Origin of the sequence: Streptomyces sp. NPDC060232 (genome assembly GCF_042726555.1) — a bacterium.
Classification (GTDB): domain Bacteria; phylum Actinomycetota; class Actinomycetes; order Streptomycetales; family Streptomycetaceae; genus Streptomyces.
Genome location: NZ_JBHXAG010000004.1, coordinates 113,048 through 138,385, shown reverse-complemented (window position 1 = coordinate 138,385; position 25,338 = coordinate 113,048). Strand labels below are relative to the sequence as shown.

Sequence of the window (25,338 nt, the reverse complement as noted above, 5' to 3'; positions counted from 1 at the left end):
CTCGCGCCAAATCCCCTGTATCACCGAACCTGAGAGGGCACCCCTATGCCTTTGGACATACCCAGCGTGACTCCCTCCGAGGAGGAGCGCCTCGCCGAGCTCGGCATCACCCAGACCCTGGACCGCTCCATGTCCGGGAAGCAGAACTTCGCCGTCTCGTTCACGATCATCAGCATCCTGTCCGGCTGCCTGACCATGTACGGCTTCGGCATGAACGCCGGCGGGCCGGCCCTGATCATGTGGGGCTGGGCCTTCGTCGGCCTGATGACCCTCTTCGTCGGGCTGTCCATGGCGGAGGTCTGCTCCTCCTACCCGACGTCCGCCGGCCTCTACTTCTGGGCCCACAAACTCGCCCCGCGCAGGTCCGCTCCCGCGTGGGCCTGGTTCACCGGCTGGTTCAACACCCTCGGGCAGGTCGCCGTCACCGCGGGCATCGACTTCGGCGCCGCCTCATTCCTCAACGCGTACCTGAACCTCCAGTTCGGCTACGCCGCGACGCCCGGCCACACGATCGTCCTCTTCGGCCTCATCCTGCTGCTCCACGCCGTCGTGAACACGTTCCGCGTGCGGATCGTGGGCTTCTTCAACACCGTGTCCGTCTGGTGGCACCTGATCGGCGTCGTGGTGATCGTCGGCGCACTGCTCGCCGTCCCCGACAGGCACCAGTCCCCCGGTTTCGTGTTCACCGAGTTCGTCAACAACACGGGCTGGGGCTCCGCCGTCTACGTCGCTCTCATCGGCCTGCTGATGGCGCAGTACACGTTCACCGGCTACGACGCGTCCGCTCACATGACGGAGGAGACGAAGAACGCCTCCGTCGAGGGGCCGAAGGGGATCGTCCGGTCCATCCTGGTCTCGTGGGCCGCCGGCTTCGTCCTGCTCTTCGGCCTGACGTTCGCCATCCAGTCGTACACCGACGCCCTCGAGTCCGGGACAGGAGTGCCTCCCGCGCAGATCTTCCTCGACGCGCTCGGCGCGAGCACGGGCAAGCTGATGCTGCTCGTCGTCATCGGCGCCCAGCTGTTCTGCGGCATGGCCTCCGTGACCGCCAACTCCCGCATGATCTACGCCTTCTCCCGCGACGGCGCGCTGCCCTTCTCCACGGTGTGGCACAAGCTCAACCCCGGGACGCGCACGCCGACCAACGCGGTCTGGCTGGCCGCCGGCGGCGCGTTCGTCCTCGGTCTGCCCTACCTCTTCAACAGCACGGCCTACGCGGCCGTGACGTCGATCGCGACGATCGGCTTGTACATCGCCTACGTCATCCCCACCTTCCTCCGCCTTCGCCAAGGCGAGCTCTTCCAGCGCGGCCCCTGGCACCTGGGCCGCTGGTCCAAGCCCGTCGGCGTGTTCGCAGTCGCGTGGGTCGCGGTGATCACCGTGCTGTTCATGCTGCCCCAGTCCGCCCCGGTGACCGTCGACACCTTCAACTACGCCCCCGTCGCGGTCGGCGTGGTGCTCGCCTTCGCCGGGACCTGGTGGCTCGTCTCCGCCCGCAAGTGGTTCCTCAACCCGGCTCATCCGAAGAACGACCTGTCACAACCCCTCGGCAGGAGGCCGGAGAAGGCGTCTCGCTGAGGCCCGGCGGTCAATCCGCCTGACAGGGCACACGTACAGGCACTCGCGCGCCGCGCTGTCAGCAGCCCTAACATCCTGCCCACCACCCCGTCACCTCGTGCGTATGCGTAATCACTCAGGGGTGTGCGAGCGACGGCGGATGTCGGCGCCAGGTACGAGTCTGATGCCGACCTCGCGGTCACGATTCCTCTTGGGTGAGACGCCCTGCTGAAAGTCCCATATGCCCGACCTCTAGGTATTCAACGTGAGTGCCGGGGCGTGTACGAGCACCACTCGCGCGCCCGGCTCACGCCGCGAGCCTGGCCTCCCCTGCGCCACCGCCCACGGTGATACCCAGTAGGCGGTGCAGGTCCGCCGTGACCACGCGATACGCGTTGCCGAGCTTGAGGACCGTGACCGGGTACTCGCCCCGCTTCGCCAGCGCGTAGCCCGTGCTGCGGCCGATCGTCAGCGCCTTGTTCGCCGTGTCGAGGTCGACGGCGACAGGCAGAGCGAGCAGTTCCTCGCGGGCCATCCCCCTGACAGCCTTACACGTACCCATGACGCATCCCATCGGAAAAAGTTGTTCTGACGAGAGAACGAGTATCACGAATGTTGCGGCCACATATTTTGACAGCGTAAGTTGCAGCCATGACGAACCCTGATTGGTCCCCGAGCTTCACCGCCCGCGTCGCCGAGCAGATGCGCCGGGCCCGTAAGGCCGCCGGCCTCACGGTGGCGGAGGCCGGCGAGGCGTGCGCCTCTCTGGGGCTCCCGGTCCCGAAGACGACGATCACGAACCTGGAGACCGGACGCCGCAGCTCGATCGACCTGGCGGAGTTCCTCGTCCTGGCCGAGGTCTACAAGGTCCCCCCGGTCAGCCTGCTGTTCCCTCTGGGCACCGACGCCTCGGTAGCCGTGCTCCCCGACAGGGAGGTCCCGACGTGGGAGGCGGTCTCCTGGTTCACCGGTGAGACTCCCCTCGACAAGCCCGCCCCCGAGGGGTCCGCCCGAGACGTGCTCGACACCTATCGCGCGCACAGCGACGCCGTGGCCACCGCCCTGGCGTCCAGCCGGCTGGCGAAGGAACGGCGCCGGAAGGCCAGCGTCACCCTCGACGCCGCCCGCCGTGACGCCCTCCTCGAAACCGCGGCCTCGTACGAGCAGCTCGCCTTCGACGACTGCAGAGAACTGCGTGAGTTCCGCGACGCGATGCGGGAGCGCGGACTCATTCCCCCCGCTCTCCCCACCGACCTCACGTTCGTCGACAACCCCGAGGACTAGCGTTGCCGAGCACCACCACGTCCGGCGGCACCGTCACGCGCCGCTGCTCCTGCCGCAACCCCGAGACCGGCAAGAACTACGGCAAGTCATGCCCCAAGCTGACCAACCGGCGTCACGGCAACTGGTCCATACGCCACGAACTGACCAACCGACCCGACGGGACCCGCCGGGAGTTCCGCCGCAGCGGGTTCGAGTCCTCGACCGAGGCCACCAAGGAACTCAGCAAGGTCCGGGCCCTGCTAGCCATCCCGGACGAGGACGACCCCGCAGGGCACCTCGCGATCAGCGAAATGCTGGAGTCCTGCGCCAAGAACAAGGAACCCCTGCCGGGCTACGACGAGACCCGGCGGCGCCTGGCGGCCGGTCAGGCCCTCAACCCCAAGATGCTCGTGGCCGAGTGGCTCGACCTGTGGCTCGGAGGCAAGAAGCGCCTGCGGGTCAGCGGCTACAAGCGGTACGACGTGGACGTGCGCGTTCACCTCAAGCCGCACCTGGGCGAGATACGCCTCGACAAGCTCAACGTGCCGCACCTGGACCGGATGTTCGACGCCATCAACGAGGCGAACATCGAGATCCAGGAGCAGAACGCTCAACGGCGTGCAGCACTCGATGAGCTGAAAGCCATCCCGTGGAAGGGCTTGGAGAACCGGGCTCGCCGCAAGTGGCTGAAGTCAGCCATCGACCAGATGCCGCCCTTCCGCCGGGTGACCAGCGTCAACACCCAGCACCACATCAAGGCCACCCTGCGTGCGGCCCTCAACACGGCTATCGCACAGCGGATCATCCCCAACTACAACCCGGCCGAGCACGTCGAGCTAGAACCCGGCACCAAGCCGAAGGCCCTCGTGTGGACCGATGAGCGCGTCGCCCGCTGGCGGGCCACCGGCGAGAAGCCCAGCCCCGTGATGGTCTGGACGCCGGAGCAGACCGGCACGTTCCTCGACCACGTCTTCGGGGACCGCCTGGAGGGTATGTGGCGAATGATCGCCTTCCGTGGCCTACGCCGAGGGGAGGGGTGCGGACCTCGCTGGGTCGACTACTCGAAGAAGAACCGGTCGCTGGAGATCGCCACCCAGCTCGTCCAAGACGGCTGGCAGGTCCTCGAAGGGCTGCCCAAGACCAACAGCGGTATCCGCTCCGTCGCGTTGGACGACGAGACGGTCGAACTCATCGAGCTTCGCCGGATCGCTCAGGAGGAGGAGAAGCGCAAATGGGGTGACGCCTGGAAGGACACCGGCCGCATCTTCACCGAAGAGGACGGCTCCCTGCTCCACCCGGGTAGGATCTCCGACCTGTTCGACCGCCTGGTAGCCGAGGCCGATCTGCCGCCCATCCGACTCCACGACCTGCGTCACGGTGCCGCGACGCTCATGCTCGCCGCTGGCGTCGACATCAAGGTCGTCTCGGAGACCCTCGGGCACAGCGATTCCCGCATCACCCGGGACATCTACCAGTCTGTCCTCGACGACCTCGCCCACGCCGCAGCGGCGGCGGTCGTCAAGCTCGTGCCCCGCGCCCCGCGTGCGGTTCGCTCGGCGATCGAACAGCACGCAGCTCGGCCTACGGCTCCCATCAAGGCCACGAGCGGGTGCACCTGCTCGTGCACGTGCGGCGCCGCCGACCGTCAGACGCTCACGGCGTAGCGCGCACGCCACCCCTCCGACCGCTCCGGCCGGGCTCAGCCACAGCGCGGTTGAGCCCGGCCTTCGTCTGCGTCCGGGGTGTGCGTTCCGCGCTCAGTTGGTTCCGGCGTTGTACAGGTGGTCGCCGAAGAACCCGATGACGACCGTCCCGCTTCTGTCGGTGTCATCGAGATAGTGCAGTCGCGGCGCCGGAGGAGCGCCGTCGCCGATGCGGATGTGTTCCAGCATCACAGCCTTCCCCGAGGGGTCGATGTGCTCAGGGACGCGGAGGGTTCGTTGGGCCTTGCCTCGCGGGCTGCTGCTGGCGGTCTGCCCCTCGCTGACGACCACCTTGCCCTCCGCCAACAGAGGGAACGGCTGGCTCGCGCAGTACGCCTTGAGATTGGCCAGCTCAGGGCCGGCCTTGCCGCCGCGTGCCCGCGCGAGGTCCTTGGTCTCGGCGTACGCCTGCATGGTGGCCAGCGTGGCGGCCAGACGGTTCCGCCAGTGCGGAGCCTTCTGGTGATGCTCCAGCTTCTTTGTCCCGTCCAGGTCTGCCGTAATGACGAGCGACGAGCAGTGCCACTGAGCTTGTTCAAGCACGCCACGGAGAGTGGGGGCGTCCAGACGCGCTCTCAACGCCTCCGCCTCCCCTGGGGGTTGCTCGTCGTTCTGGCGGGTCTGCAGCCGGGCAATAGCGGCGTCACGGGCGCGCAGTGCCGCGTCCCGTTCCTTCGTCGCGGTGTCGAGCAACTCGGCGAACGTGTCTCGGTCCTTCTCCGTTGCCTCAAGCTGCGCCTGAACTTCGGACACCTCAGGCGGCGGCGGAAGGCTCGCTGATGCTCGTACCAGATCGGGGATCATGGAGTTGAGCTTCGCCTCAAGGTCCGGCCCTTCGTCGAGCAGCTTGGTGCAGGCCCGCAACTGGACCTCGACCTCGCGGCGCCGGTCTCGCTCCATCTCAGCAAGCCGCTTGTACTTGGCTGCTTCCTTCTTGTAGAGCTCGATGAGCTGCTTGCCCTGCTTGCCCGATTCGTCGATCGCTTTCAATAGACGATCCAACTCGGCGCGAGCTCCTTCAGAGCGGGCCTTGTCTGCCGCAGGGCCGAACGGACTGATGGACATCGACCTGACGTCCCCCTCATCTCATAAGTGAAGACGAGGATAGGAGTGGTGCGAGCCGGCGCTATCCCTCTACCTGGTGGCCAAGACCGCGGGCCAGCGCAGCATGCCGACGCATGACCGGCAGGGTGCCGACGTCGACCTTCCCCTGGTCGTGGTCCTCTCCGCAGGGGCAGATGCTCCAGCCGTCGTCCTCGATGCGGTCGGCCACGGCGTCCACCAGTTCGGCCAGCTCGTCGAGCACCCCCACCGCGACGTCGGCGGCTCCGTCGTCGTGCTCCTTCACCAAGGCGGCACCGATCTCGGTGGCGAGGTCCAGAAGGTGGGCCGCCGCTGACCCGTCGTCGTTGATGCTGGCGTACTTGCCGGCCTGCGATGCGGCCATGACCAGGTGGCCCAGCGCCTCGACGGAGACGCTGACCGTACGGTCGTCGATCCGCACCGGCCGCATCGCGTGCGGGCCGACAGACGCTCCCCGGTTGTCTTCGGTCGCCGCCTTCATGATGATCTCGGCGACGGCTTCGGGGGTCACCAGGTGGACGGCTTCCTCGTGGTCCACGCCGACCCGCTCAGCCATGACCTCAACGAGGTGGTCCGCGACGCCCCGCACCGATGTCGCCTCTACCTCGACCCCATGGGTCAGCAGCACGGCGCTCGACTGCGTTACGAGCGTCTTGAACGCGAGGGTGTCCTTTGGGTCTGCCACAGGGACCAGCGTAGAAGCAGCGGTTGGAGCGTTTCCACAAAACCGGCGTGATCTCCGAGGAGCCGCGCCGATCCGATCAGCAGCGCCGCCGCGCTGCCCGCCGCGCACCCCTCCGCACACGCGCTGCGCTCATGCGCTCCCCTCGCGCACCCCTTGGATTCGGTGGCACGAAGCGAGGAGGAGTAACGACCTCTGCGGCACCCCGAAAAAAGCAAAAGCCCCAGGTCACGGCGAGTGAGTCCTGGGGCTTCTACAGAGCCGCCTTCGGGATTCGAACCCGAGACCTACGCATTACGAGTGCGTTGCTCTGGCCAACTGAGCTAAGGCGGCACCACTGGGGAGACAAGTGTTCCCTCGGAAGGGATCGCTCATCAGCAGCGGCGCCAAGTCTACAGGGTCTCGGCGGGTGCCCTGAACCAGGTTCCGCGAGGGTGCGGCGCAGGTCACGGACCCGGCTGGGCGCGGCCCGGGGCGGTCAGGGCAGGGGTGCGGTCCGGCGGCGGTTCAGCACTTCTTGCCGGTCTGGGGTGGCTTGCCCTCCAGCAGGTAGCGGTTGATCGCGGTGTCGATGCAGTCGCTGCCGCGTCCGTACGCCGTGTGGCCGTCGCCGTCGTAGGTGAGGAGGGTGCCCGAGTCGAGCTGGTCGGCCAGCGACTGCGCCCACTTGTACGGGGTCGCCGGGTCGCGGGTGGTGCCCACCACCACGATCGGCGCGGCGCCCTTCGCGGTGAGCGGCCCCGCCTGGCCCGTGGGCTTCACCGGCCAGTACGCGCAGTTCAACGCGGCCCAGGCCAGGCCCGCGCCGAAGACCGGGGAGGCCTTCTCGAAGGAGGGGAGCGCCGCGTCGACCGCGCCCGGGCCGTTGAAGGCCGCGGGCTGGTCGAGGCAGTTGACGGCGGCGTTCGCGAACATCAGGTTGGCGTACTTGCCGTCCGCCCCGCGCTCGTAGTAGCTGTCGGCCAGGCCCAGCAGGCCCGCCCCGTCGCCGTTCATCGCCGAGGTCAGCGCCTCGCGCAGCTGGGGCCAGGCGTTCTCGTCGTAGAGCGCCGCGATCACCCCGGTCGTCGCGAGGGCCTCGCCGAGCGGGCGGCTCCCGTCGCCGCTGGGCACGGGCTGGGCGTCGAGCTTGCGGAAGAAGTCTTTCAGGCGGGCGGCCACCTGCTCCGGGCTGCCCTTGCCCAGCGGGCAGTCGGGCTGCTTCGCGCAGTCCTCGGCGAAGGAGGTGAAGGCCGTCTCGAAGCCCGCGGTCTGGTCCCGGTTGAGGTCGAGCGAGGCGCGGGCGGGGTCCATCGCGCCGTCCAGGACCAGCCGGCCGACCCGGTCCGGGAAGAGGTTCGCGTACGTCGCCCCCAGGAGGGTGCCGTAGGAGGCCCCGACGTAGTTGAGCTTCCTGTCGCCGAGCACGGCGCGCAGCAGGTCCATGTCGCGGGCGGCGTCGACCGTGGAGACGTGCGGAAGGACCCGCTTCGAGCGGGCCTGGCAGCCGTCCGCGAACTCCTCGAAGGCGGCCACCAGCCTCGCCCGCTCGGCCGCGTCGTCCGGGGTCTGGTCCACCTGGGTGTACTTGTCCATCTCCGGGCCGGTCAGGCACTCGACGGGGCTGCTGCGCTGCACGCCGCGCGGGTCGAAGGAGACCATGTCGTACCGGGCCCGGACCGGGGCGGGATAGCCGACGCCCGCGTACGCCTGGAGGTAGCCGATGCCGGAGCCGCCGGGGCCGCCGGGGTTGACCACGAGCGAGCCGAGCCGCTTGCCGGGGCCGGTCGCCGCACGGCGGGCCACCGCGATGTCCACGTCCTCGCCGGAGCCGGGGTTCGCGTAGTCCAGCGGGGCCTTCATCGTGGAGCACTGGAAGCCGGGCACACCGCAGTCGCGCCAGGTCAGCTTCTGCTCGTAGTACGGGCGCATCGCGGCGGCGTCGGGAGAGGGCTGCACCGACGGCGTGCCGCCGGCCTCACCCCGTGCGGACGCGGCGGCCCGGAGCGTCTCCGGCCCGCCGGTGGTGCATCCGGAGAGCAGCAGCCCGGCCGCTGCGATCACGGTCCCGGTGGTACGCAGCACGCGACTGGTGTCCATCCTCGGAGCCTACGTCCTGGCGGAGGCACCGGCGGTCCCGCTGCGCCGGACGGATCCGGGCCTTCCGTGGCGCCTGCCGGGCGGCGCACGGCCGGGCCCGCTCCGGCTCCGGCAGCCGGTTCGCCCGCAAGGGTGAGCCGGTCAACCAGGAGTGTGGAACCCGCCCGGCGGGATCAGCCCGCGCGCAGCGACATCGTCATCGCCTCCACCGCGAGGAGCGGCGCGACGTTGCGGTCGAGGGCGTCCCGGCAGGCGATGATCGCCTCGATCCGGCGCAGGGTCCGCTCCGGGCCGGAGGCCCTGGCGATGCGCTCCAGGTCCTGCCGTATGTCCTCGTTGGCGATGGCGAGGGCGGAGCCGAGCTGGAGGGCCAGGACATCGCGGTAGAAGCCGGTCAGGTCGGTGAGGGCGAGGTCGAGGCTGTCGCGCTGGGTGCGGGTCCGGCGCCGCTTCTGCTTGTCCTCCAGCTCCTTCATCACGCCCGCGGTGCCGCGCGGCATGCGCCCGCCCGTCCCGGCGGCGGCGCCCAGGGCTGCCCGCAGCTCCTCGGTCTCCTTGGTGTCGACCTCCTCGGCCATCTGCTTGGCGTCCTCGCCGGCGGCGTCCACCAGCTCCTGGGCGGCCTTGAGGCAGGCTCCGACGTCGTCCACCCGGAGCGGGAGCTTCAGGACCGTCGCCCTGCGCTCCCGGGCCGCCGCGTCCGTGGCCAGCCGGCGGGCGCGGTCGACGTGCCCCTGCGTGGCCCGGGCGGCGGCCAGGGCCACCGACGGCTCGACGCCGTCGCGCCGCACCAGCGTGTCGGCGACGGCCGCGACCGAGGGGGTGCTCAGGCTGAGGTGTCGGCAGCGGGAGCGGATGGTGGGCAGCACGTCCTCCAGGGAGGGCGAGCACAGCAGCCAGACCGTGCGCGGCGCGGGCTCCTCCACCGCCTTGAGGACCGCGTTGGCGGACTTCTCGTTCAGCCGCTCGGCGTCCTCGACCAGGATGATCTGCCAGCGGCCCGTGGCGGGGGACGTGTAGGACTTGCGGACGGTGTCCCGCATGTCGTCGACGAGGATCTGGCTGCCGACCGCGGCGATGGCGGAGACGTCCGCGTGCGTGCCGACCATCGTGGTGTGGCAGCCGTCGCAGAACCCGCAGCCCGGCTCACCGCCGAGGGCGCGGTCCGGGCTGGTGCACTGCAGCGCCGCCGCGAAGGCCCGGGCGGCGGTGACCCGCCCGGATCCCGGCGGCCCCGTGAAGAGCCAGGCATGGGTCATCCTCGACGCGGCGGGCGGCGCGGTCCCGTCCGTGGCGGCTGTGACCAGCGCATCGGCATCGCGGGCGGCGGCGGCCAGCTGCGCCTGGATCCGCTCCTGGCCCACCAGGTCGTCCCATACGGACATCCCGCCCACCACCTCTCACTCTCCGTGCACCCATTGTCGCGGGCGCCACTGACAATCCCGTACGCCCGCCGGTCAGCGGCGGCGGCGCGCTCCGCGTTCGCCCTCGTCGTCGTCCTCGTCGTCCCTGCGGCGGCCGAGCAGTTCGTCCGCCAGCGTCGGCAGGTCGTCGAGCGGGGTCTCCTCCGCCCAGTCCGGGCGGGGGCGCCGCGGGCGCCCGTCGCCGTCGACGACCGGCAGCTCCCGGGTCCGGTCGTTGCTCGAATCCCGGAAGATGCCCGACGGAACCCGGTCGGCCGGGTCCTCCTCGGGGCGCCGGGCCGTCGGCCGCGTGGCGGAATGCGCCCGTCCGCCGCTGCCGGAGCCGCCACCCGCCCCGCTGCCGGAGCCGTCACCCGCGCCGCGACCGGAGCCGGTGCCCTGCGGGTCGTCCGGGCGTACGGGCGGCAGCACGGCCGTCTCGTCGGCGGGACGCACCGGCGGAAGCACCGCAGTCTCCGCAGCGTCGGGCGCCGCGGCCGACAGGTCGACCTTCGGCACCGGGACGGTCTGCGTGACGTCGTCCGGGCGGACGACCCGCTTGACCGCGGGGGTCTCGATCGTCACCGCGTCGTCCGGGTGCGGCTCCTTCGTCATGTCGACCCTGGGCGCGGGCGCCGCGGCGGTACCCGCCGCCGGCCCGGAACCCGGCGCCGCCTGAGCCGCCTGAGCCGCCGCGGCCGCCTGGGCCTCGGCCGCCGCAGCGGCAGCCGCCGCCTTCGCGGCTGCCTCGGCCGCCGAGGCCTCCACCAGCCGGCGTGCCTCCTCGGCCTTCAGCAGGGCCTCCTCGGCCCGCCGCTGCTTCTCCAGCCGCCGTTCCTCGGCCTCGGCCCGCAGCCGGGCCTCCTCCTCGGCCTGCCTGCGCAGCCGCTCGGCCTCCGCCGCGCGCGCCTTCGCCTCGGCCTCCGCGCGCAGCCGCTCGGCCTCGGCCCGGGCCCGGGCCTCCTCCTCGGCCCGCAGCCGCTCCTCCTCCGCCTTGCGGGCGGCCTCGGCCTCGGCCCTGATCCGCGCCTCCTCGGCCTCGCGGGCCTTGCGGGCTTCCTCCTCGGCGCGCAGCCGCGCCTCCTCGGCCTTGCGCGCCGCCTCTTCCTCGGCCTTGCGCCGCGCCTCCTCCTCGGCGAGGCGCCGGGCCTCCGCCTGTGCGGCCACCTCCGCCTCGGAGAGCGGGAGCATCCGGTCCAGACGGTGCCGTACGACCGTGGTCACCGAGTCCGGGTCCTGCCCGGCGTCGACCACCAGGTAGCGGCCGGGGTCGGCCGCGGCCAGGGTCAGGAAGCCTGCCCGCACCCGCTGGTGGAACTCCGCCGGCTCCGACTCCAGCCGGTCCGGCGCCTCCGTGAACCGCTCCCGCGCCGCCTCCGGCGACACGTCGAGCAGCACGGTCAGGTGCGGTACGAGCCCGTCGGTGGCCCAGCGCGAGATCCGGGCGATCTCCGTCGGGGAGAGGTCGCGGCCGGCGCCCTGGTAGGCCACCGATGAGTCGATGTAGCGGTCGGAGATGACGACCGCGCCGCGCTCCAGGGCCGGGCGCACCACCGTGTCCACGTGTTCCGCGCGGTCGGCCGCGTAGAGCAGGGCCTCGGCGCGGTTCGACAGTCCGGCCGAGGACACGTCGAGCAGGATCGAGCGGAGCCGCTTGCCGACCGGGGTGGCTCCCGGCTCGCGGGTCACGACGACCTCGTGTCCCTTGCCCCGTATCCACTCGGCCAGCGCCTGGACCTGGGTGGACTTGCCGGCCCCGTCGCCGCCTTCCAGGGCGATGAAGAAGCCGGTGGCGGCCGGGGCCTGTACGGGCTCCCCGCCGCGCAGCGCGTCGCGCAGGTCGCGGCGCAGCGGCACGCCGCCCCGGTCGTCGGCCTTGGTCAGGACGAGCACGGCGACCAGCAGCAGCAGCGCACCGACGAGCATCAGGGTGAAGGCGGCCCCCCCGTGCGAGAAGACGATCTCGGCGCCGGTCAGCCGGTGCGGGCCGATCACCGCGGCCAGGACCGGCGCGGCGACGGCGCCGACCGCCACGGCCACCCGTACGACGGCCTGGAGGTGCTCGGTGACCCGGGCCCGGCGGAACTCCTCGGTCTCCTGGTCCAGCAGCGTGTGGCCGGTGTTGGCGGCGACGCCCGCGGAAGTGCCGGTGAGCAGCGAGAGGAACAGCACGGTCGCCATGTCCGGGACGAGGCCGCTCAGCAGCAGCGCGAGGCCGGTCACCGCTATGGCGAGGGCCAGCAGGCGGCGCCGGGACAGGCCGGGCAGCACCTTGCCGGCCTGGTTGGCGCGGATGCCGGCGACGGTGCCGCCGACCAGCGCAAGGACGGACAGCGCGAAGGCGGCCGGGCCGCCGCCCAGGTCGAAGGCGTGCAGGACGGCCACGGCGACGGCGCTGGACACCGCTGCGGCGACCGCGCCGCAGCTCAGGACCAGCAGGGGGACGGCGCCCGTACGGCCCTTGTCGGGCCGGTCGCCCGCCTTGGGGGCGCGCAGGCCCTCCAGCGGGGAACGGGGCCGCGGGGTCGCCGCGGTCGGCAGCACCAGCGGCAGCAGCAGGGAGACCGACGCGGCGAAGAGGCCGGCGGCGACGTACGAGCCGAGGGCGGCCTGGTTCGCGGCGAACCAGTCCACGCCGAGGCCGAGGGCCTTGCCGACCAGGGTCGCGGCGAGCAGCGCGGCCGCCGCGACGGGGAGCGCCGCGAAGGCGGTACGCAGGGTCAGTCGCCGCAGGGCGTCCATGTGGTCCGGAAGCGGCCGTACGGTGGCCCCCTCCGGCGGCGGCTCGGGCAGCAGGGCGGGCGCCGCGCTCTCCTTGGCCAGCGTCCACAGCCGTTCGGCGGCGCCGGACACGAAGACGGTGGCCAGCAGCGCGGTGAGCGCGTGGGCCGGGATCCAGTCCAGCCACAGCGGGGCGACGACGAACAGGGCGAGGCGGACCCCGTCGGCCCCGATCATCGTCCAGCGGCGGTCCAGCTTGCCGGCCGCGCCGAGGAGCCCGGCCAGGGGGCCGAGCAGGACCGCGCCGAAGAGCAGGGTGGCGAGGATCCGGACGCCGAAGACGGCGGCGACGGCGAGGGCCGCACCGCGGTACCCGCCGCCGAAGGCGCCCTCGGAGGCGGCTGCCTGAAGGGCCAGCAGAACCAGCACCAGCAGGGCGAGGGCATCGCCGATGCCGCTCACCAGCTGGGCGCTCCACAGCCGGCGCAGCCGGGGGGTGCGCAGCAGTGCGCGCACCGCACGCTCACGGGAATCCGCGGCTAGGGCTTCGTCGTAGGTGGGGTTCGCCGGGGCGGTCACGACCGCCGGCTGCTCGGCTCGCGTCATCCGCCCAGCCTATCCGCTGTGCATGGCGGCTGCGGAGGCCTGTGGACAAGGTCGGGTGTGACCCCGGACCCACCTTCCGGGAAGCGGCCCGGCGCCGTGGCGGGGCTCTGCCCCGGACCGCGAACCGCCCACACCGACCGGGCTGAACGACGCATACGCGAGAGCCCCGCGCCGGGCGCGGGGCTCTCGTCGCGACTACTCGTCCGCGGCCGGGACTGCGGCCGTCTTCTTCGCCGCCGTCTTCTTCGCCGCCGTCTTCGCGACCGTCTTCTTCGCGGTCGTCGTCTTCTTGGCGGCGGTCTTCTTCGCTGCCGCGGTCTTCGTCGCGGTCGCCTTCTTCGCCGGGGCCTTCTTGGCGGCGGTCTTCTTCGCCGTCTTCTTGGCCGGGCCCTTCGCCCGCTTCTCCGCGAGCAGCTCGTAGCCCCGCTCCGGCGTGATCGTCTCGACGTCGTCGTCCCGCCGCAGCGTCGCGTTCGTCTCGCCGTCGGTCACGTACGGCCCGAAGCGGCCGTCCTTGACCACCACCGGCTTCTCGCTGACCGGGTCCGTACCCAGTTCCTTCAGCGGCGGCTTGGCCGCGGCCCGCCCGCGCTGCTTGGGCTGCGCGTAGATGGCGAGGGCCTCGTCCAGCGTGATCGTGAAGAGCTGGTCCTCGGTCTCCAGGGACCGCGAGTCCGTGCCCTTCTTCAGGTACGGGCCGTAGCGGCCGTTCTGCGCCGTGATCTCCACGCCCTCGGCGTCCGCGCCGACGACCCGCGGCAGCGACATCAGCTTCAGGGCGTCGTCGAGGGTGACGGTGTCCAGGCTCATCGTCTTGAAGAGCGAGGCCGTCCGCGCCTTGACCGCGTTCTTGCCGGTCTTCGGGGTGCCCTCGGGAAGGACCTCCGTCACGTACGGCCCGTAGCGGCCGTCCTTGGCGACGATCTCGTTCCCGCTGACCGGGTCCTTGCCGAGCTGGAACTCGCCGCTCGGCTTCGCGAACAGCTCCTCGGCGTAGGCGACCGTCAGCTCGTCCGGCGCCATGTCGTCGGGGACGTCGGCGCGCTGGTGGCCCTCGGCGTCCTTCTCGCCCCGCTCCACGTACGGCCCGTAGCGGCCGACGCGCAGCACGATGCCCTCGCCGACCGGGAAGGAGGAGATCTCCCTTGCGTCGATCGCGCCCAGGTCCGTGACCAGCTCCTTCAGACCGCCCAGGTGGTCGCCGTCGGCCGGTACGACCTCGGTGGCGTCCTCGGAGCCGAAGTAGAAGCGCTTCAGCCACGGCACGGACTGGGCCTCGCCCCGCGCGATGCGGTCGAGGTCGTCCTCCATCTTCGCGGTGAAGTCGTAGTCGACGAGCCGGCCGAAGTGCTTCTCCAGCAGGTTGACCACGGCGAACGACAGGAAGGACGGCACCAGGGCGGTGCCCTTCTTGAAGACGTAGCCGCGGTCGAGGATCGTGCCGATGATCGACGCGTACGTCGACGGGCGGCCGATCTCGCGCTCTTCGAGCTCCTTGACCAGCGAGGCCTCGGTGTAGCGGGCCGGCGGCTTGGTCGAGTGGCCGTCCGCCGTGATCTCCTCGGCGGCGAGCGCGTCGCCCTCCGCGACCTGCGGCAGGCGCCGCTCACGGTCGTCGAGCTCGGCGTTCGGGTCGTCCGCGCCCTCGACATACGCCTTCATGAAGCCGTGGAAGGTGATCGTCTTGCCGGACGCGCTGAACTCGGCGTCGCGCCCGTCGGAGGCACGGCCGCCGATCTTCACGGTGACGCTGTTGCCGACCGCGTCCTTCATCTGGGAGGCGACGGTGCGCTTCCAGATCAGCTCGTACAGGCGGAACTGGTCGCCGGTCAGCCCGGTCTCGGCCGGGGTGCGGAAACGATCACCCGAGGGGCGGATCGCCTCGTGCGCCTCCTGCGCGTTCTTGACCTTGCCCGCGTAGACGCGCGGCTTCTCCGGCAGGTAGTCGCCGCCGTAGAGCTGGGTGACCTGCGCCCGGGCCGCCGACACCGCGGTGTCGGACAGCGTGGTGGAGTCCGTACGCATGTAGGTGATGAAGCCGTTCTCGTACAGCTTCTGCGCCACCTGCATCGTCGCCTTCGCACCGAAGCCCAGCTTGCGCGAGGCCTCCTGCTGGAGCGTCGTCGTACGGAAGGGCGCGTACGGGGAACGGCGGTACGGCTTGGACTCGACGGACCGGACGGCGAACGAGGCGCCTTCCAGCGCGGCGGCGAGCGCCCGGGCGCCCGCCTCGTCGAGGTGCAGCACCTCGCTCTTGAGCTGCCCGTTCGCGCCGAAGTCACGGCCCTGCGCGACGCGCTTGCCGTCCACCGTGTTCAGGCGGGCGACCAGCGACGACGGGTCGGACAGGTCCCCGGCGCGGCCGGTGGAGAAGGTTCCGGTCAGGTCCCAGTACTCGGCGGAGCGGAAGGCGATGCGCTCACGCTCCCGCTCGACGACGAGGCGGGTGGCCACCGACTGGACGCGTCCGGCCGACAGGCGCGGCATGACCTTCTTCCACAGGACCGGCGAGACCTCGTAGCCGTAGAGGCGGTCGAGGATGCGGCGGGTCTCCTGGGCGTCGACCATGCGCTGGTTCAGCTCGCGCGGGTTGGCGACGGCGTCGCGGATCGCGTCCTTGGTGATCTCGTGGAAGACCATCCGGTGGACGGGGACCTTGGGCTTGAGGACTTCCTGCAGGTGCCACGCGATGGCTTCGCCCTCGCGGTCCTCATCGGTGGCGAGGAAGAGTTCGTCGGACTCGGCCAGCAGCTCCTTGAGCTTGCGGACCTGGGCCTTCTTGTCGGCGTTGACGACGTAGATCGGCTGGAAGTCGTGCTCGACGTCCACGCCGAGGCGGCGGACCTCGCCGGTGTACTTGTCGGGAACCTCGGCCGCGCCGTTCGGGAGGTCGCGAATGTGCCCGACGCTCGCCTCGACGACGTATCCCGGGCCGAGGTAGCCCTTGATCGTCTTCGCCTTGGCTGGGGACTCGACGATGACGAGTCGGCGGCCGCCCTTTGCGGTCTCGCTAGTCGGGGACAACTTGGCTCTTCTCTCCGGTCGGCACTCGGTCGCAGTACGGCGACGCTGCGGAGTGTGACGGTACAACCCGCCCCCGTGTCAAACGGCACAAGCCCGCAACGGCCACTCGAACGGTAACCCGACAAGTGCCGTTTCTGCCGCCCGGATGCCGCGCCCGCCCCTTCCCGATCACCGGGCCGAGTGGCCGGGGGGCCGTCTGGCCCCGCGCCCGTACCCCGTCCCGCACCGGCATTCCGGGCCGGTGCCAGGGTCGTCGTCGGCCCCCGCGGCGGCGGCGGGGCCGTGCGGCGCGCCGGGCCCCGAGGGTGGCGAAACCCTCACCGAAACCGCCACCGAGGCCTCCCGCCGAAACCCCGGCGAGGCCCTCACCGAAGCCCCGCCGGAAAAGCGGAACCACCACTTCGACCACGACGGGGCGCGCACCGCAGGCCACCGGCGCACCGCGGCCGGCGCACGCTCCCGTCCAGGCCTGCGGAGCGGCCCCGAGCAGCGGGAACACGGCCCCCGCGAAGATCGCCGGACCGCCATTCCGCGCCGCTACCCCTCGCCCCCGGGCCGCTCTCGGGCCCCCCGGACCCCACGGTCCGGCACACACTTCCGGCCCCGGGGACACGCCGGGCGGATCCCCGGCCTGCGTCACGCTGCCGGCTACTGCCCGGGGCGCGCCACGGGCTCCAGGAAGCCCTGCTCGACCAGCAGCCGGATGGCCTCGGGGGTCCGGTCCCGCAGCATCACGGGGTCCTCGTGCATCAGCTGCGCGATCGCGTCCAGGATCCGCCCTGCGCTCAGTGAGCCGTCACACACCCCCGCGAAGCCCGCGCCGACCGTGTCGACCTTCGTGGCGCGCCGCATTCCGCGGTTCTGCCGGAGCACGACGTGTTCCGGGTCCTCCGCGCCGGGCGGGCCGACCTGTTCCTGGACCACTTCCTCCACCAGCGTGAAGTGGGCCTCCAGCAGGGCAGCGTCGTCGTGCTCGCGCAGGTAGTCCTGGCGGGCGAAGTGTGCGAGGACGGCCTCGCCGAGCGGCTGCTCCACCGTGTGCGGCCACTCCTCGACCACGATCGAGGGCTCGGCCGCGTCCGTCCGGCGCAAGGTGATCCATCCGAAGCCGACGGACCTCGTCTTGCGCGCGTCGAACTCGTCCAGCCAGTCCTCGTACCGCCGCGCGTACTCTGCGGGGTCGGTGCGGTGGTCGCCCGCGTCGCGCAGCCACAGCTCCGCGTACTGCGTCACGTCCTGCACGTCACGCTGCACGATCCAGGCGTCGCAGCCGCGCGGCACCCAGGAGCGGAGCCTGTCGTGCCAGTCCTCGCCCTCCACGTGCTGCCAGTTCCCGAGGAACTGCGCGTACCCGCCGGGGTTGAGCCGCGCGCCCGCCTGCTGGACCAGGGTCCGGCACAGGTCGTCGCCGCCCATCCCGCCGTCGCGGTACGTCAGCCGGGCGCCGGGGGAGATCACGAACGGCGGGTTCGACACGATCAGGTCGTACGTGGCCTCGCCGACCGGCTCGAAGAGCGAACCGGCGAGCAGCTCCGCCTCGGGCGCCCCGGAGAGCGCCAGCGTCAAACGGGTGAATCCGAGAGCCCTGGGGTTGACGTCGGTGGCGGTGACCCTCGTCGCGTGCCGGGTGGCGTGCAGCGCCTGGATGCCGGATCCGGTGCCGAGGTCGAGGGCGGAGCCGACCGGGGTGCGCACCGTGATCCCGGCCAGGGTGGTGGAAGCGCCGCCGACGCCGAGGACGACGCCCTCCTCATGGCTGCCGATCCCGCCGGCCCCGCCCACGGCGCAGCCGAGGTCCGAGACGATGAACCAGTCCTCGCCGTCCGGGCCGCCATACGGGCGCACGTCGACGGTGGCGTGCACGGTGTCCTCGCCGTCGGCGGCAGCCTCGCGCCGCAGCCAGCCGTCGGCCAGGGCGGCCTCGACCGGCATCGCCGACGCGGCATGGGCGTACGGCACGGGCTGCTGGAGCAGGAACAGCCGGACCAGGGTCGCGAGCGGGCCGTCGCCGCCGCCCCGGGTGGCGCGCAGGGCGGGCACGGTCTCACTGCGGGCCAGCGCGGCGTAGGCGGGGGCGCCGAGCAGGTCGAGCAGGCCGTCGGCGGTGAAGCCGGCGGCCAGCATCGCGCTGCGGAGCTCGGCGGCGTGGTCGGGGGTGGGGAGGCTGGTGGTACTCACCCGTCCATTGTGTCCGCTGAGGCCCGTCCTGCCGGTCACCACGGGCCCGTACGCACGAAAGGGCGGCCGCGGCCCCCTCACGGGAGCCCGGCCGCCCGGGTCTTCGTACGGCGCTGCGCGGCCCCGCGCGGTTCTGCGCGGCCGGGTTACTGGGGCGACGCCGAACCCACCGCCACCTGGCAGCCCTTCTGGTTGTTGATGGCCTTGTCCAGACCGCCCGCCTTGAGCGTGGTGAGCGCGTCCTGGCCGCCCTTCGTCGCCTCCTGCAGACCGCCCGCGACCTCCTTGAGGCCGTCGGCGAACTTGGTCTTGTCCGCGGGGTCGAGGGCGTCCATCTTGGCCTTCAGGTCGGCGTAGCCCTTCGACGTCGACTCGAAGCCCTGGACCGCCGCCGCCTGGGTGGAGGCGCCGTCCTTGACCGGTGGGACGCCCGCCTGCTGCAGGGCGCTGCCCATCGTCTTGTACGACTCGGACATGGTCGCGAAGGCCGCCGAGTCCGTCTGCTTGACCTCGTCGGGGTTGCTGCTCTCCGTCGTCGCCACGCGCTTGACGTCGGCGTTGGCGGTCTCGATCTTCTTGAGTTCGGGCTGCCACTGGTCGCAGACCTTCTTGGCCCAGGCGTTGGCCTTCTCGTCGCCGTCGTCTCCGCCGCAGCCGGACAGGAGGAGCATCAGCACCGCACTGCCCGACAACGCGGCCGCAAGCTTCTTGTTCACCGGATTGGTCCCTTCGAAGGCTCTCGGCCCGGAAGATACACGCCTGCCCTCCGGAGACGCAGAAAGGCGGACAGACGGCGCGTCAGTCCGCACCGCCTGTCCGCCGTTCGGGCGCACGGCCGGCCCTGCCCGGCCCGGCCCGTCCTGCCGTCGGTGCCTCCGTCAGGAGACCGTCGCCGGGTCTGCCGACTGGGCCGCCCGTTCGGCCGTCCCGTCGCTCTCGTCGCCCATGGCGATGCCGCGGCGCTTGGAGACGTACACGGCGCCGATGATGACGCCGATCGCGAGGACCGCGACGATCGCCCGTACGGTCGGGCTGCTGTCCGAGCCGTAGCTGAACTGCACCACGGCGGGCGCGATCAGCAGCGCCACCAGGTTCATGACCTTGAGCAGGGGGTTGATCGCGGGACCGGCGGTGTCCTTGAACGGGTCGCCGACCGTGTCTCCGATGACGACCGCCGCGTGGGCCTCGCTGCCCTTGCCTCCGTGGTGGCCGTCCTCGACGAGCTTCTTGGCGTTGTCCCACGCGCCGCCGGAGTTGGCGAGGAAGACCGCCATCAGCGTGCCCGTGCCGATGGCGCCGGCGAGGAAGGAGCCGAGCGCGCCCACGCCGAGGCTGAAGCCGACCGCGATCGGCGTCAGGACGGCGAGCAGGCCGGGCGTGGCGAGCTCGCGCAGCGCGTCCTTGGTGCAGATGTCGACGACGCGCCCGTACTCGGGCTTCTCGCTGTAGTCCATGATCCCGGGGTGCTCGCGGAACTGGCGGCGCACCTCGTAGACCACCGAGCCCGCGGAGCGGGAGACGGCGTTGATGGCGAGGCCGGAGAACAGGAAGACCACGGCCGCGCCCAGGATCAGCCCGACGAGGTTGTTGGGCTGTGCGATGTCCAGGCTGAGGTTCATCTCCCCGGCCTTGGCCCCGACTTCCTTCACCGCGGTGGCGATGGCGTCGTTGTACGAGCCGAAGAGCGCGGCGGCGGCGAGTACGGCGGTGGCGATGGCAATGCCCTTGGTGATGGCCTTGGTGGTGTTGCCCACGGCGTCCAGGTCTGTCAGGACCTGGGCACCCGCGCCCTCGACGTCTCCGGACATCTCGGCGATGCCCTGGGCGTTGTCGGAGACGGGTCCGAAGGTGTCCATGGCGACGATGACGCCTACGGTGGTGAGCAGGCCGGTGCCGGCCAGGGCCACCGCGAAGAGGGCGAGCAGGATCGACGTGCCGCCGAGCAGGAACGCCCCGTAGACGCCGAGGCCGATGAGCAGCGCCGTGTAGACGGCGGACTCCAGGCCGACGGAGATGCCGGCGAGGACGACGGTGGCCGCGCCGGTCAGGGAGGACTTGCCGATGTCCCGGACGGGACGGCGGTTGGTCTCGGTGAAGTAGCCGGTGAGCTGCTGGATCAGGGCCGCCAGCACGATGCCGATGGCGACGGCGACGACGGCCAGGACGCGCGGGTCCCCGGAGTGGTTGGTGATGGCAGGGTTCTCGACGCCGACGAGGTCCTTGTAGCTGGCCGGGAGGTAGGCGTAGACGGCGATGGCGACCAGCACGAGGGAGATCACGGCCGAGATGAAGAAGCCGCGGTTGATGGCGGTCATGCCGCTGCGGTCGCTGCGCCGCGGGGAGACGGCGAAGATGCCGATCATCGCGGTGATGACGCCGATGGCGGGGACGATCAGCGGGAAGGCGAGGCCCAGGTCGCCGAAGGCCGCCTTGCCGAGGATGAGCGCGGCCACAAGGGTGACGGCGTAGGACTCGAAGAGGTCGGCCGCCATTCCGGCGCAGTCTCCGACGTTGTCGCCCACGTTGTCGGCGATGGTCGCGGCATTGCGCGGGTCGTCCTCCGGAATGCCCTGTTCGACCTTGCCGACCAGGTCGGCGCCGACGTCGGCGGCCTTGGTGAAGATTCCGCCGCCCACGCGCATGAACATCGCGATCAGAGCGGCGCCGAGACCGAAGCCCTCCAGGACCTTGGGTGCGTCGGCGGCGTAGACCAGGACGACGCAGGAGGCGCCGAGGAGGCCGAGGCCGACGGTGAACATGCCCACCACGCCACCCGTACGGAATGCGATCTTCATCGCCTGGTGGGAGACCTCGGTCAGGTCCTTGGCGGGCTCCCCTTCGGCCGGGGTGGCCTGGCGCGCCGCGGCCGCTACGCGGACGTTGGCGCGGACCGCCAGGCGCATGCCGATGTAGCCGGTGGCCGCCGAGAAGATGGCGCCGACGAGGAAGAAGGCGGAGCGTCCCGCCCGCTGGTTCCAGTCGTCGGCGGGGAGCAGGAAGAGCAGGAAGAAGACCACGACGGCGAAGATGCCGAGGGTGCGCAGCTGTCGGCCGAGGTAGGCGTTGGCGCCTTCCTGGACGGCCGCGGCGATCTTCTTCATGCTGTCGGTTCCCTCGTCGGCGGCGAGGACCTGGCGGACCAGGAACTGCGCCACGACGAGTGCGGCGAGTGCCACGGCCGCAATGACCATCACGATGAGCCGATTGTCATCGGTGAGTACTGCGGATGCCAGATCAGAGGTGCTATCCGGCGCGAGTGGGGTGAAGAGCCCCGTCATTCGTCCTCCTTGACGTGATGAGCTCAAGATGTGGACGGATTGTAGGGAGCGCACCCCGATCAAAACAGTGCGCAGGAAACGCAATTGGCGTGCTCCTGCTCCTCAGCAATAGATCGCGTCACTCCATTACCCTCGAAAGTGGTAATGGGGCAAAGGCATTGACGGTTGATCGTCGATCTAGAGGAATGAAAAAGGCCCTGCTCAGCAGGGCCTTGATAAAGATCAGAAGATAGGAGGGAATGCGCGCGCCGTAGATCTCAAGGAAGGTCGGAGGATGCCGAGACGGGCCAGCTCATCCGGATGCTCCCGCCCGATTCCCCACTGGTCACCTCGACGTCGTCGACGAGACCGCTGATCACCGCGAGACCCATCTCGTCCTCGGTGTCCCCGTCGGAGTCCTGGACCGCGGCGATGCCGGACACGGTCTCGGCCGGGCTCCCGCCCGGTCCGGGGACCTCGTCGCCGACCTCGATGGAGAACGTCTTGTCCTCTTCGGTCAGCACCACCCGGACGGGTGCGGTCAGCCCGTTGGTCCGGTGGAGTCCGACGGCACGCGAGCAGGCCTCGCCCACGGCGAGGCGGACCTCGTCGAGGACGGCTTCCTCCACACCGGCCCTGCGCGCCACGGCGGCCGCGACCAGGCGGGCCGTCCGGACGTGCTCGGGCTGGGCGCTGAAGCGCAGTTCAACGGTGGCCATGCGCATCCCCCTCGGACTACGGGCGTGCCTTGACAGGGGCCCGGACCATCCATGGCCCGGCACCCCCGGTCTCCTTGTCGGCCCCCGGCTGCCCGGAGACTGCCGGGGGCCGCCTGGAAGCGTCAGTCGGTGGCGTTGACGGCGTCGTCCACCGTGGTGTGGATCGGGAACACCTTGGTCAGACCGGTGATACGGAAGATCTTCAGGATGCGCTCCTGGTTGCACACCAGGCGGAGCGAACCCTCGTGCGCACGGACGCGCTTGAGGCCTCCCACGAGCACACCAAGTCCGGTGGAGTCGAGGAAGTCCACTCGCTCCATGTCGACGACCAGGTGGTAGCTGCCGTCGTTCACCAACTCGACCAACTGCTCGCGCAGCTTGGGCGCGGTATACACATCAATCTCGCCACCGACCTCCACGACCGTACGGTCGCCGACAGTGCGAGTCGACAGGGACAGGTCCACGGATCCTCCAGCACCTTGCTATCGAGCGGCGCCCCCCAGGGGCCTCCCCACCCGAAGGTAGGTGAGGGATTGGCTGCCGCAATGGCATTCAATCACTTACCGGCAGGCGCGCACGACGCCTTCCGACCATTGTCCCGCACGCCGGTGACACACTCGGTTCCGATGGCCAACACTCACGGTCCCGGACGGCCCACGGCAGACGCGGACTCCCGACCCACCCCCGACACGGTCCTGGACCGCCTGTCACGGGGGCCTTCCCGCTCTGCGCGCATCACCCATACGGAGCACTTGCCCCCTCGGGAGGGCCGTCATGCAGTCTGGCCCGACCGCATCCGAACGGATGTAGTAGCCGCCATCCAGTCCGCCGGGATCGGCCATCCGTGGGAACACCAGGCCGCGGCCGCCGAACACGCCCTGGACGGCGAATCCGTCGTCGTGGCCACCGGCACCGCCTCGGGGAAGTCCCTGGCCTACCTCGCACCCGTGCTCTCGGCCCTCGTGGACGGCGCGCAGGCGCCGAACGGCAGGGGCGCCACCACCCTGTACCTGGCCCCCACCAAAGCCCTGGCGGCCGACCAGCGGCGGGCCGTACGGGACCTGGCCGCACCGCTGGGCAACGCCGTCCGCCCCGCGGTCTACGACGGGGACACGCCCGTCGAGGAGCGCGAATGGGTGCGCCAGTACGCCAACCACGTCCTCACCAACCCCGACATGCTGCACCGGGGGATCCTCCCCGCCCACCCCCGCTGGTCCTCCTTCCTGCGCGCCCTTCGCTACGTGGTGATCGACGAGTGCCACACCTACCGAGGGGTCTTCGGCTCCCATGTGGCCCAGGTCCTGCGCCGGCTGCGGCGGCTGTGCGCCCGCTACGGCTCGCAGCCGGTGTTCCTGCTGGCCTCCGCCACCGCCAGCGAACCGGCGGCCGCCGCGTCCCGGCTGACCGGCGTACCGGTGATCGAGATCACCGACGACGCCTCCCCGCGCGGCGAGGTGGTCTTCGCCCTCTGGGAGCCCCCGCTGCTCACCGAGCTGCGGGGCGAGAGGGGCGCTCCCGTACGCCGTACGGCCACCGCGGAGACCGCCGACCTGCTGGCCGACCTGGTGGTCCAGGGCGTCCGTACGGTCGCCTTCGTGCGCTCCCGGCGCGGCGCCGAGCTGATCTCCGTGATCACGCAGGAGCGCCTCGCGCAGGTGGACCGGTCCCTGCCACGCCGGGTCGCGGCCTATCGGGGCGGCTACCTGCCCGAGGAGCGACGGGCCCTGGAGCGGGCCCTGCACTCCGGCGAGCTGCTGGGGCTGGCCGCCACGACCGCCCTGGAGCTGGGCATCGACGTCTCCGGCCTGGACGCCGTACTGATCACCGGGTACCCGGGCACGCGGGCCTCGCTGTGGCAGCAGGCGGGCCGGGCCGGGCGCTCGGGCCAGGGCGCCCTGGCCGTGCTGATCGCCCGCGACGATCCGCTCGACACCTACCTGGTCCACCATCCGGAGGCGCTGTTCCGCCAACCGGTGGAGGCCACCGTCCTGGACCCCGACAACCCCTACGTCCTCGCCCCGCACCTGTGCGCGGCGGCTGAGGAGCTCCCGCTGACCGAGGCGGACCTGGACCTCTTCGGCCCGACCACCAAGGAACTCCTCCCCCAGCTCGAAGCGGCGAAGCTGCTGCGCCGCCGGGCGTCCGGCTGGCACTGGACCCGCCGGGAGCGGGCCTCGGACCTGACCGACATCCGGGGCGGCGGCGGCCGCCCGGTGCAGATCGTCGAGGCCTCCACCGGCCGGCTGCTGGGCACGGTCGACGAGTCGGCGGCCCACACCACCGTCCACGAGGGGGCCGTCCACCTCCACCAGGGCCGCACGTATCTCGTGCAGCACCTGGACCTGGAGGGCTCGGCGGCCCTCGTGGAGGCGGCGGACCCGCCCTTCTCCACCACGGCCCGCGACACCACCTCCATCTCCGTCCTGGAAACCGAGACCGAGATCCCCTGGGGCTCGGCCCGGCTCTGCTTCGGCTCCGTGGAGGTGACCAACCAGGTCGTCTCCTACCTGCGCCGCAAGCTGATCACCGGCGAGGTCCTCGGCGAGGCCAAGCTGGACCTGCCGCCCCGCACCCTGCGCACCAGGGCCGTCTGGTGGACGGTGACCGAGGACCAGCTCGACGAGGCCCGGATCAACCCGGAGATCCTCGGCGGCGCCCTGCACGCCGCGGAACACGCCTCCATCGGCATGCTGCCGCTGTTCGCCACCTGCGACCGCTGGGACATCGGCGGCGTTTCCGTGCCGCTGCATCCCGACACCCTCCTCCCCACGGTCTTCGTCTACGACGGCCACCCCGGCGGCGCCGGTTTCGCGGAGCGGGCCTTCCATACGGCCCGCGCCTGGCTGACGGCAACCCGCGACGCCATCGCCGCCTGCGAGTGCGAGGCCGGCTGCCCCTCCTGCATCCAGTCCCCCAAGTGCGGCAACGGCAACGACCCCCTCCACAAGCGCGGCGCCATCCGCCTACTCACCCGCCTCCTCTCCGAAAGCCCCTCGGACGCCCCTCCCGCCCCGCCCTGACCACCTACCGGACGCCCCCCGGGCGGGGCGGCCCCGCGTGCCC

16 protein-coding genes and 1 tRNA gene are annotated in these 25,338 nt (G+C 71.4%); 4 read left to right on the top strand and 13 right to left on the bottom strand.

Annotation, left to right across the window (positions count from 1 at the left end):
- Nucleotides 1-45: 45 nt before the first annotated feature.
- A complete protein-coding gene (locus tag ACFWFZ_RS08985) occupies nucleotides 46-1,578 on the top strand; it encodes an amino acid permease (protein ID WP_387118736.1) in 1,533 nt (510 codons plus the stop codon).
- A 286-nt stretch (nucleotides 1,579-1,864) separates the two neighbouring features.
- Here ACFWFZ_RS08985 and ACFWFZ_RS08980 read toward each other — a convergent pair whose 3' ends face one another.
- Nucleotides 1,865-2,119, bottom strand: coding sequence for an integrase (locus ACFWFZ_RS08980; protein ID WP_084898236.1), 255 nt, complete (start codon nucleotides 2,117-2,119; stop codon nucleotides 1,865-1,867).
- A gap of 89 nt (nucleotides 2,120-2,208) precedes the next feature.
- Between ACFWFZ_RS08980 and ACFWFZ_RS08975 the strand changes: the two genes are divergently transcribed.
- Nucleotides 2,209-2,841 carry a helix-turn-helix domain-containing protein gene (locus ACFWFZ_RS08975; RefSeq protein WP_387118733.1) on the top strand — a complete coding sequence of 211 codons (633 nt, stop codon included), beginning with the start codon at nucleotides 2,209-2,211 and terminating at the stop codon, nucleotides 2,839-2,841.
- 2 nt (nucleotides 2,842-2,843) lie between these two features.
- The gene (locus ACFWFZ_RS08970) at nucleotides 2,844-4,484 is read left to right on the top strand and encodes a tyrosine-type recombinase/integrase (RefSeq protein WP_387118730.1); all 1,641 of its coding nucleotides are present in this window, start codon (nucleotides 2,844-2,846) and stop codon (nucleotides 4,482-4,484) included.
- A gap of 93 nt (nucleotides 4,485-4,577) precedes the next feature.
- On the opposite strand, the gene ACFWFZ_RS08965 is transcribed toward ACFWFZ_RS08970, so the two are convergent.
- The 12 genes from ACFWFZ_RS08965 to bldG all read right to left on the bottom strand — a co-directional run bounded on the left by ACFWFZ_RS08965 (nucleotide 4,578) and on the right by bldG (nucleotide 22,739).
- Entirely contained in the window at nucleotides 4,578-5,588 is a 1,011-nt protein-coding gene (locus tag ACFWFZ_RS08965) for a hypothetical protein (protein WP_387118727.1), read from the bottom strand.
- A gap of 61 nt (nucleotides 5,589-5,649) precedes the next feature.
- On the bottom strand, nucleotides 5,650-6,291 hold the full coding sequence (locus ACFWFZ_RS08960) for a hypothetical protein (protein ID WP_387118724.1): 642 nt from the start codon (nucleotides 6,289-6,291) through the stop codon (nucleotides 5,650-5,652).
- A 256-nt stretch (nucleotides 6,292-6,547) separates the two neighbouring features.
- A tRNA-Thr gene (locus tag ACFWFZ_RS08955) sits at nucleotides 6,548-6,621 on the bottom strand.
- A 174-nt stretch (nucleotides 6,622-6,795) separates the two neighbouring features.
- Nucleotides 6,796-8,367, bottom strand: a complete 1,572-nt coding sequence (locus tag ACFWFZ_RS08950) for an alpha/beta hydrolase (protein WP_387118721.1) — start codon at nucleotides 8,365-8,367, stop codon at nucleotides 6,796-6,798.
- Nucleotides 8,368-8,540: 173 nt separating this feature from the next.
- Nucleotides 8,541-9,752 (bottom strand): DNA polymerase III subunit delta', encoded by a 1,212-nt coding sequence (locus ACFWFZ_RS08945; protein ID WP_387118718.1) that lies wholly within the window; start codon nucleotides 9,750-9,752, stop codon nucleotides 8,541-8,543.
- A gap of 72 nt (nucleotides 9,753-9,824) precedes the next feature.
- Nucleotides 9,825-13,097 (bottom strand): dTMP kinase, encoded by a 3,273-nt coding sequence (gene tmk, locus ACFWFZ_RS08940; RefSeq protein ID WP_387118715.1) that lies wholly within the window; start codon nucleotides 13,095-13,097, stop codon nucleotides 9,825-9,827.
- 195 nt (nucleotides 13,098-13,292) lie between these two features.
- Nucleotides 13,293-16,121, bottom strand: a complete 2,829-nt coding sequence (topA, locus tag ACFWFZ_RS08935; protein ID WP_387118712.1) for a type I DNA topoisomerase — start codon at nucleotides 16,119-16,121, stop codon at nucleotides 13,293-13,295.
- Between the two features lie 648 nt (nucleotides 16,122-16,769).
- Nucleotides 16,770-18,299 (bottom strand): methyltransferase, encoded by a 1,530-nt coding sequence (locus ACFWFZ_RS08930; protein WP_387118709.1) that lies wholly within the window; start codon nucleotides 18,297-18,299, stop codon nucleotides 16,770-16,772.
- Between the two features lie 146 nt (nucleotides 18,300-18,445).
- A complete protein-coding gene (locus ACFWFZ_RS08925; RefSeq protein ID WP_387118706.1) occupies nucleotides 18,446-19,015 on the bottom strand; it encodes a small secreted protein in 570 nt (189 codons plus the stop codon).
- Nucleotides 19,016-19,177: 162 nt separating this feature from the next.
- On the bottom strand, nucleotides 19,178-21,577 hold the full coding sequence (locus tag ACFWFZ_RS08920) for a sodium-translocating pyrophosphatase (RefSeq protein ID WP_387118703.1): 2,400 nt from the start codon (nucleotides 21,575-21,577) through the stop codon (nucleotides 19,178-19,180).
- 257 nt (nucleotides 21,578-21,834) lie between these two features.
- Nucleotides 21,835-22,275 (bottom strand): ATP-binding protein, encoded by a 441-nt coding sequence (locus ACFWFZ_RS08915; RefSeq protein WP_387118700.1) that lies wholly within the window; start codon nucleotides 22,273-22,275, stop codon nucleotides 21,835-21,837.
- Nucleotides 22,276-22,397: 122 nt separating this feature from the next.
- A complete protein-coding gene (gene bldG, locus ACFWFZ_RS08910) occupies nucleotides 22,398-22,739 on the bottom strand; it encodes an anti-sigma factor antagonist BldG (RefSeq protein WP_030028781.1) in 342 nt (113 codons plus the stop codon).
- A gap of 81 nt (nucleotides 22,740-22,820) precedes the next feature.
- Here bldG and ACFWFZ_RS08905 point away from each other — a divergent pair, with 81 nt between their 5' ends.
- Entirely contained in the window at nucleotides 22,821-25,295 is a 2,475-nt protein-coding gene (locus ACFWFZ_RS08905; protein WP_387118697.1) for a DEAD/DEAH box helicase, read from the top strand.
- The last annotated feature ends 43 nt before the right edge of the window (nucleotides 25,296-25,338 follow it).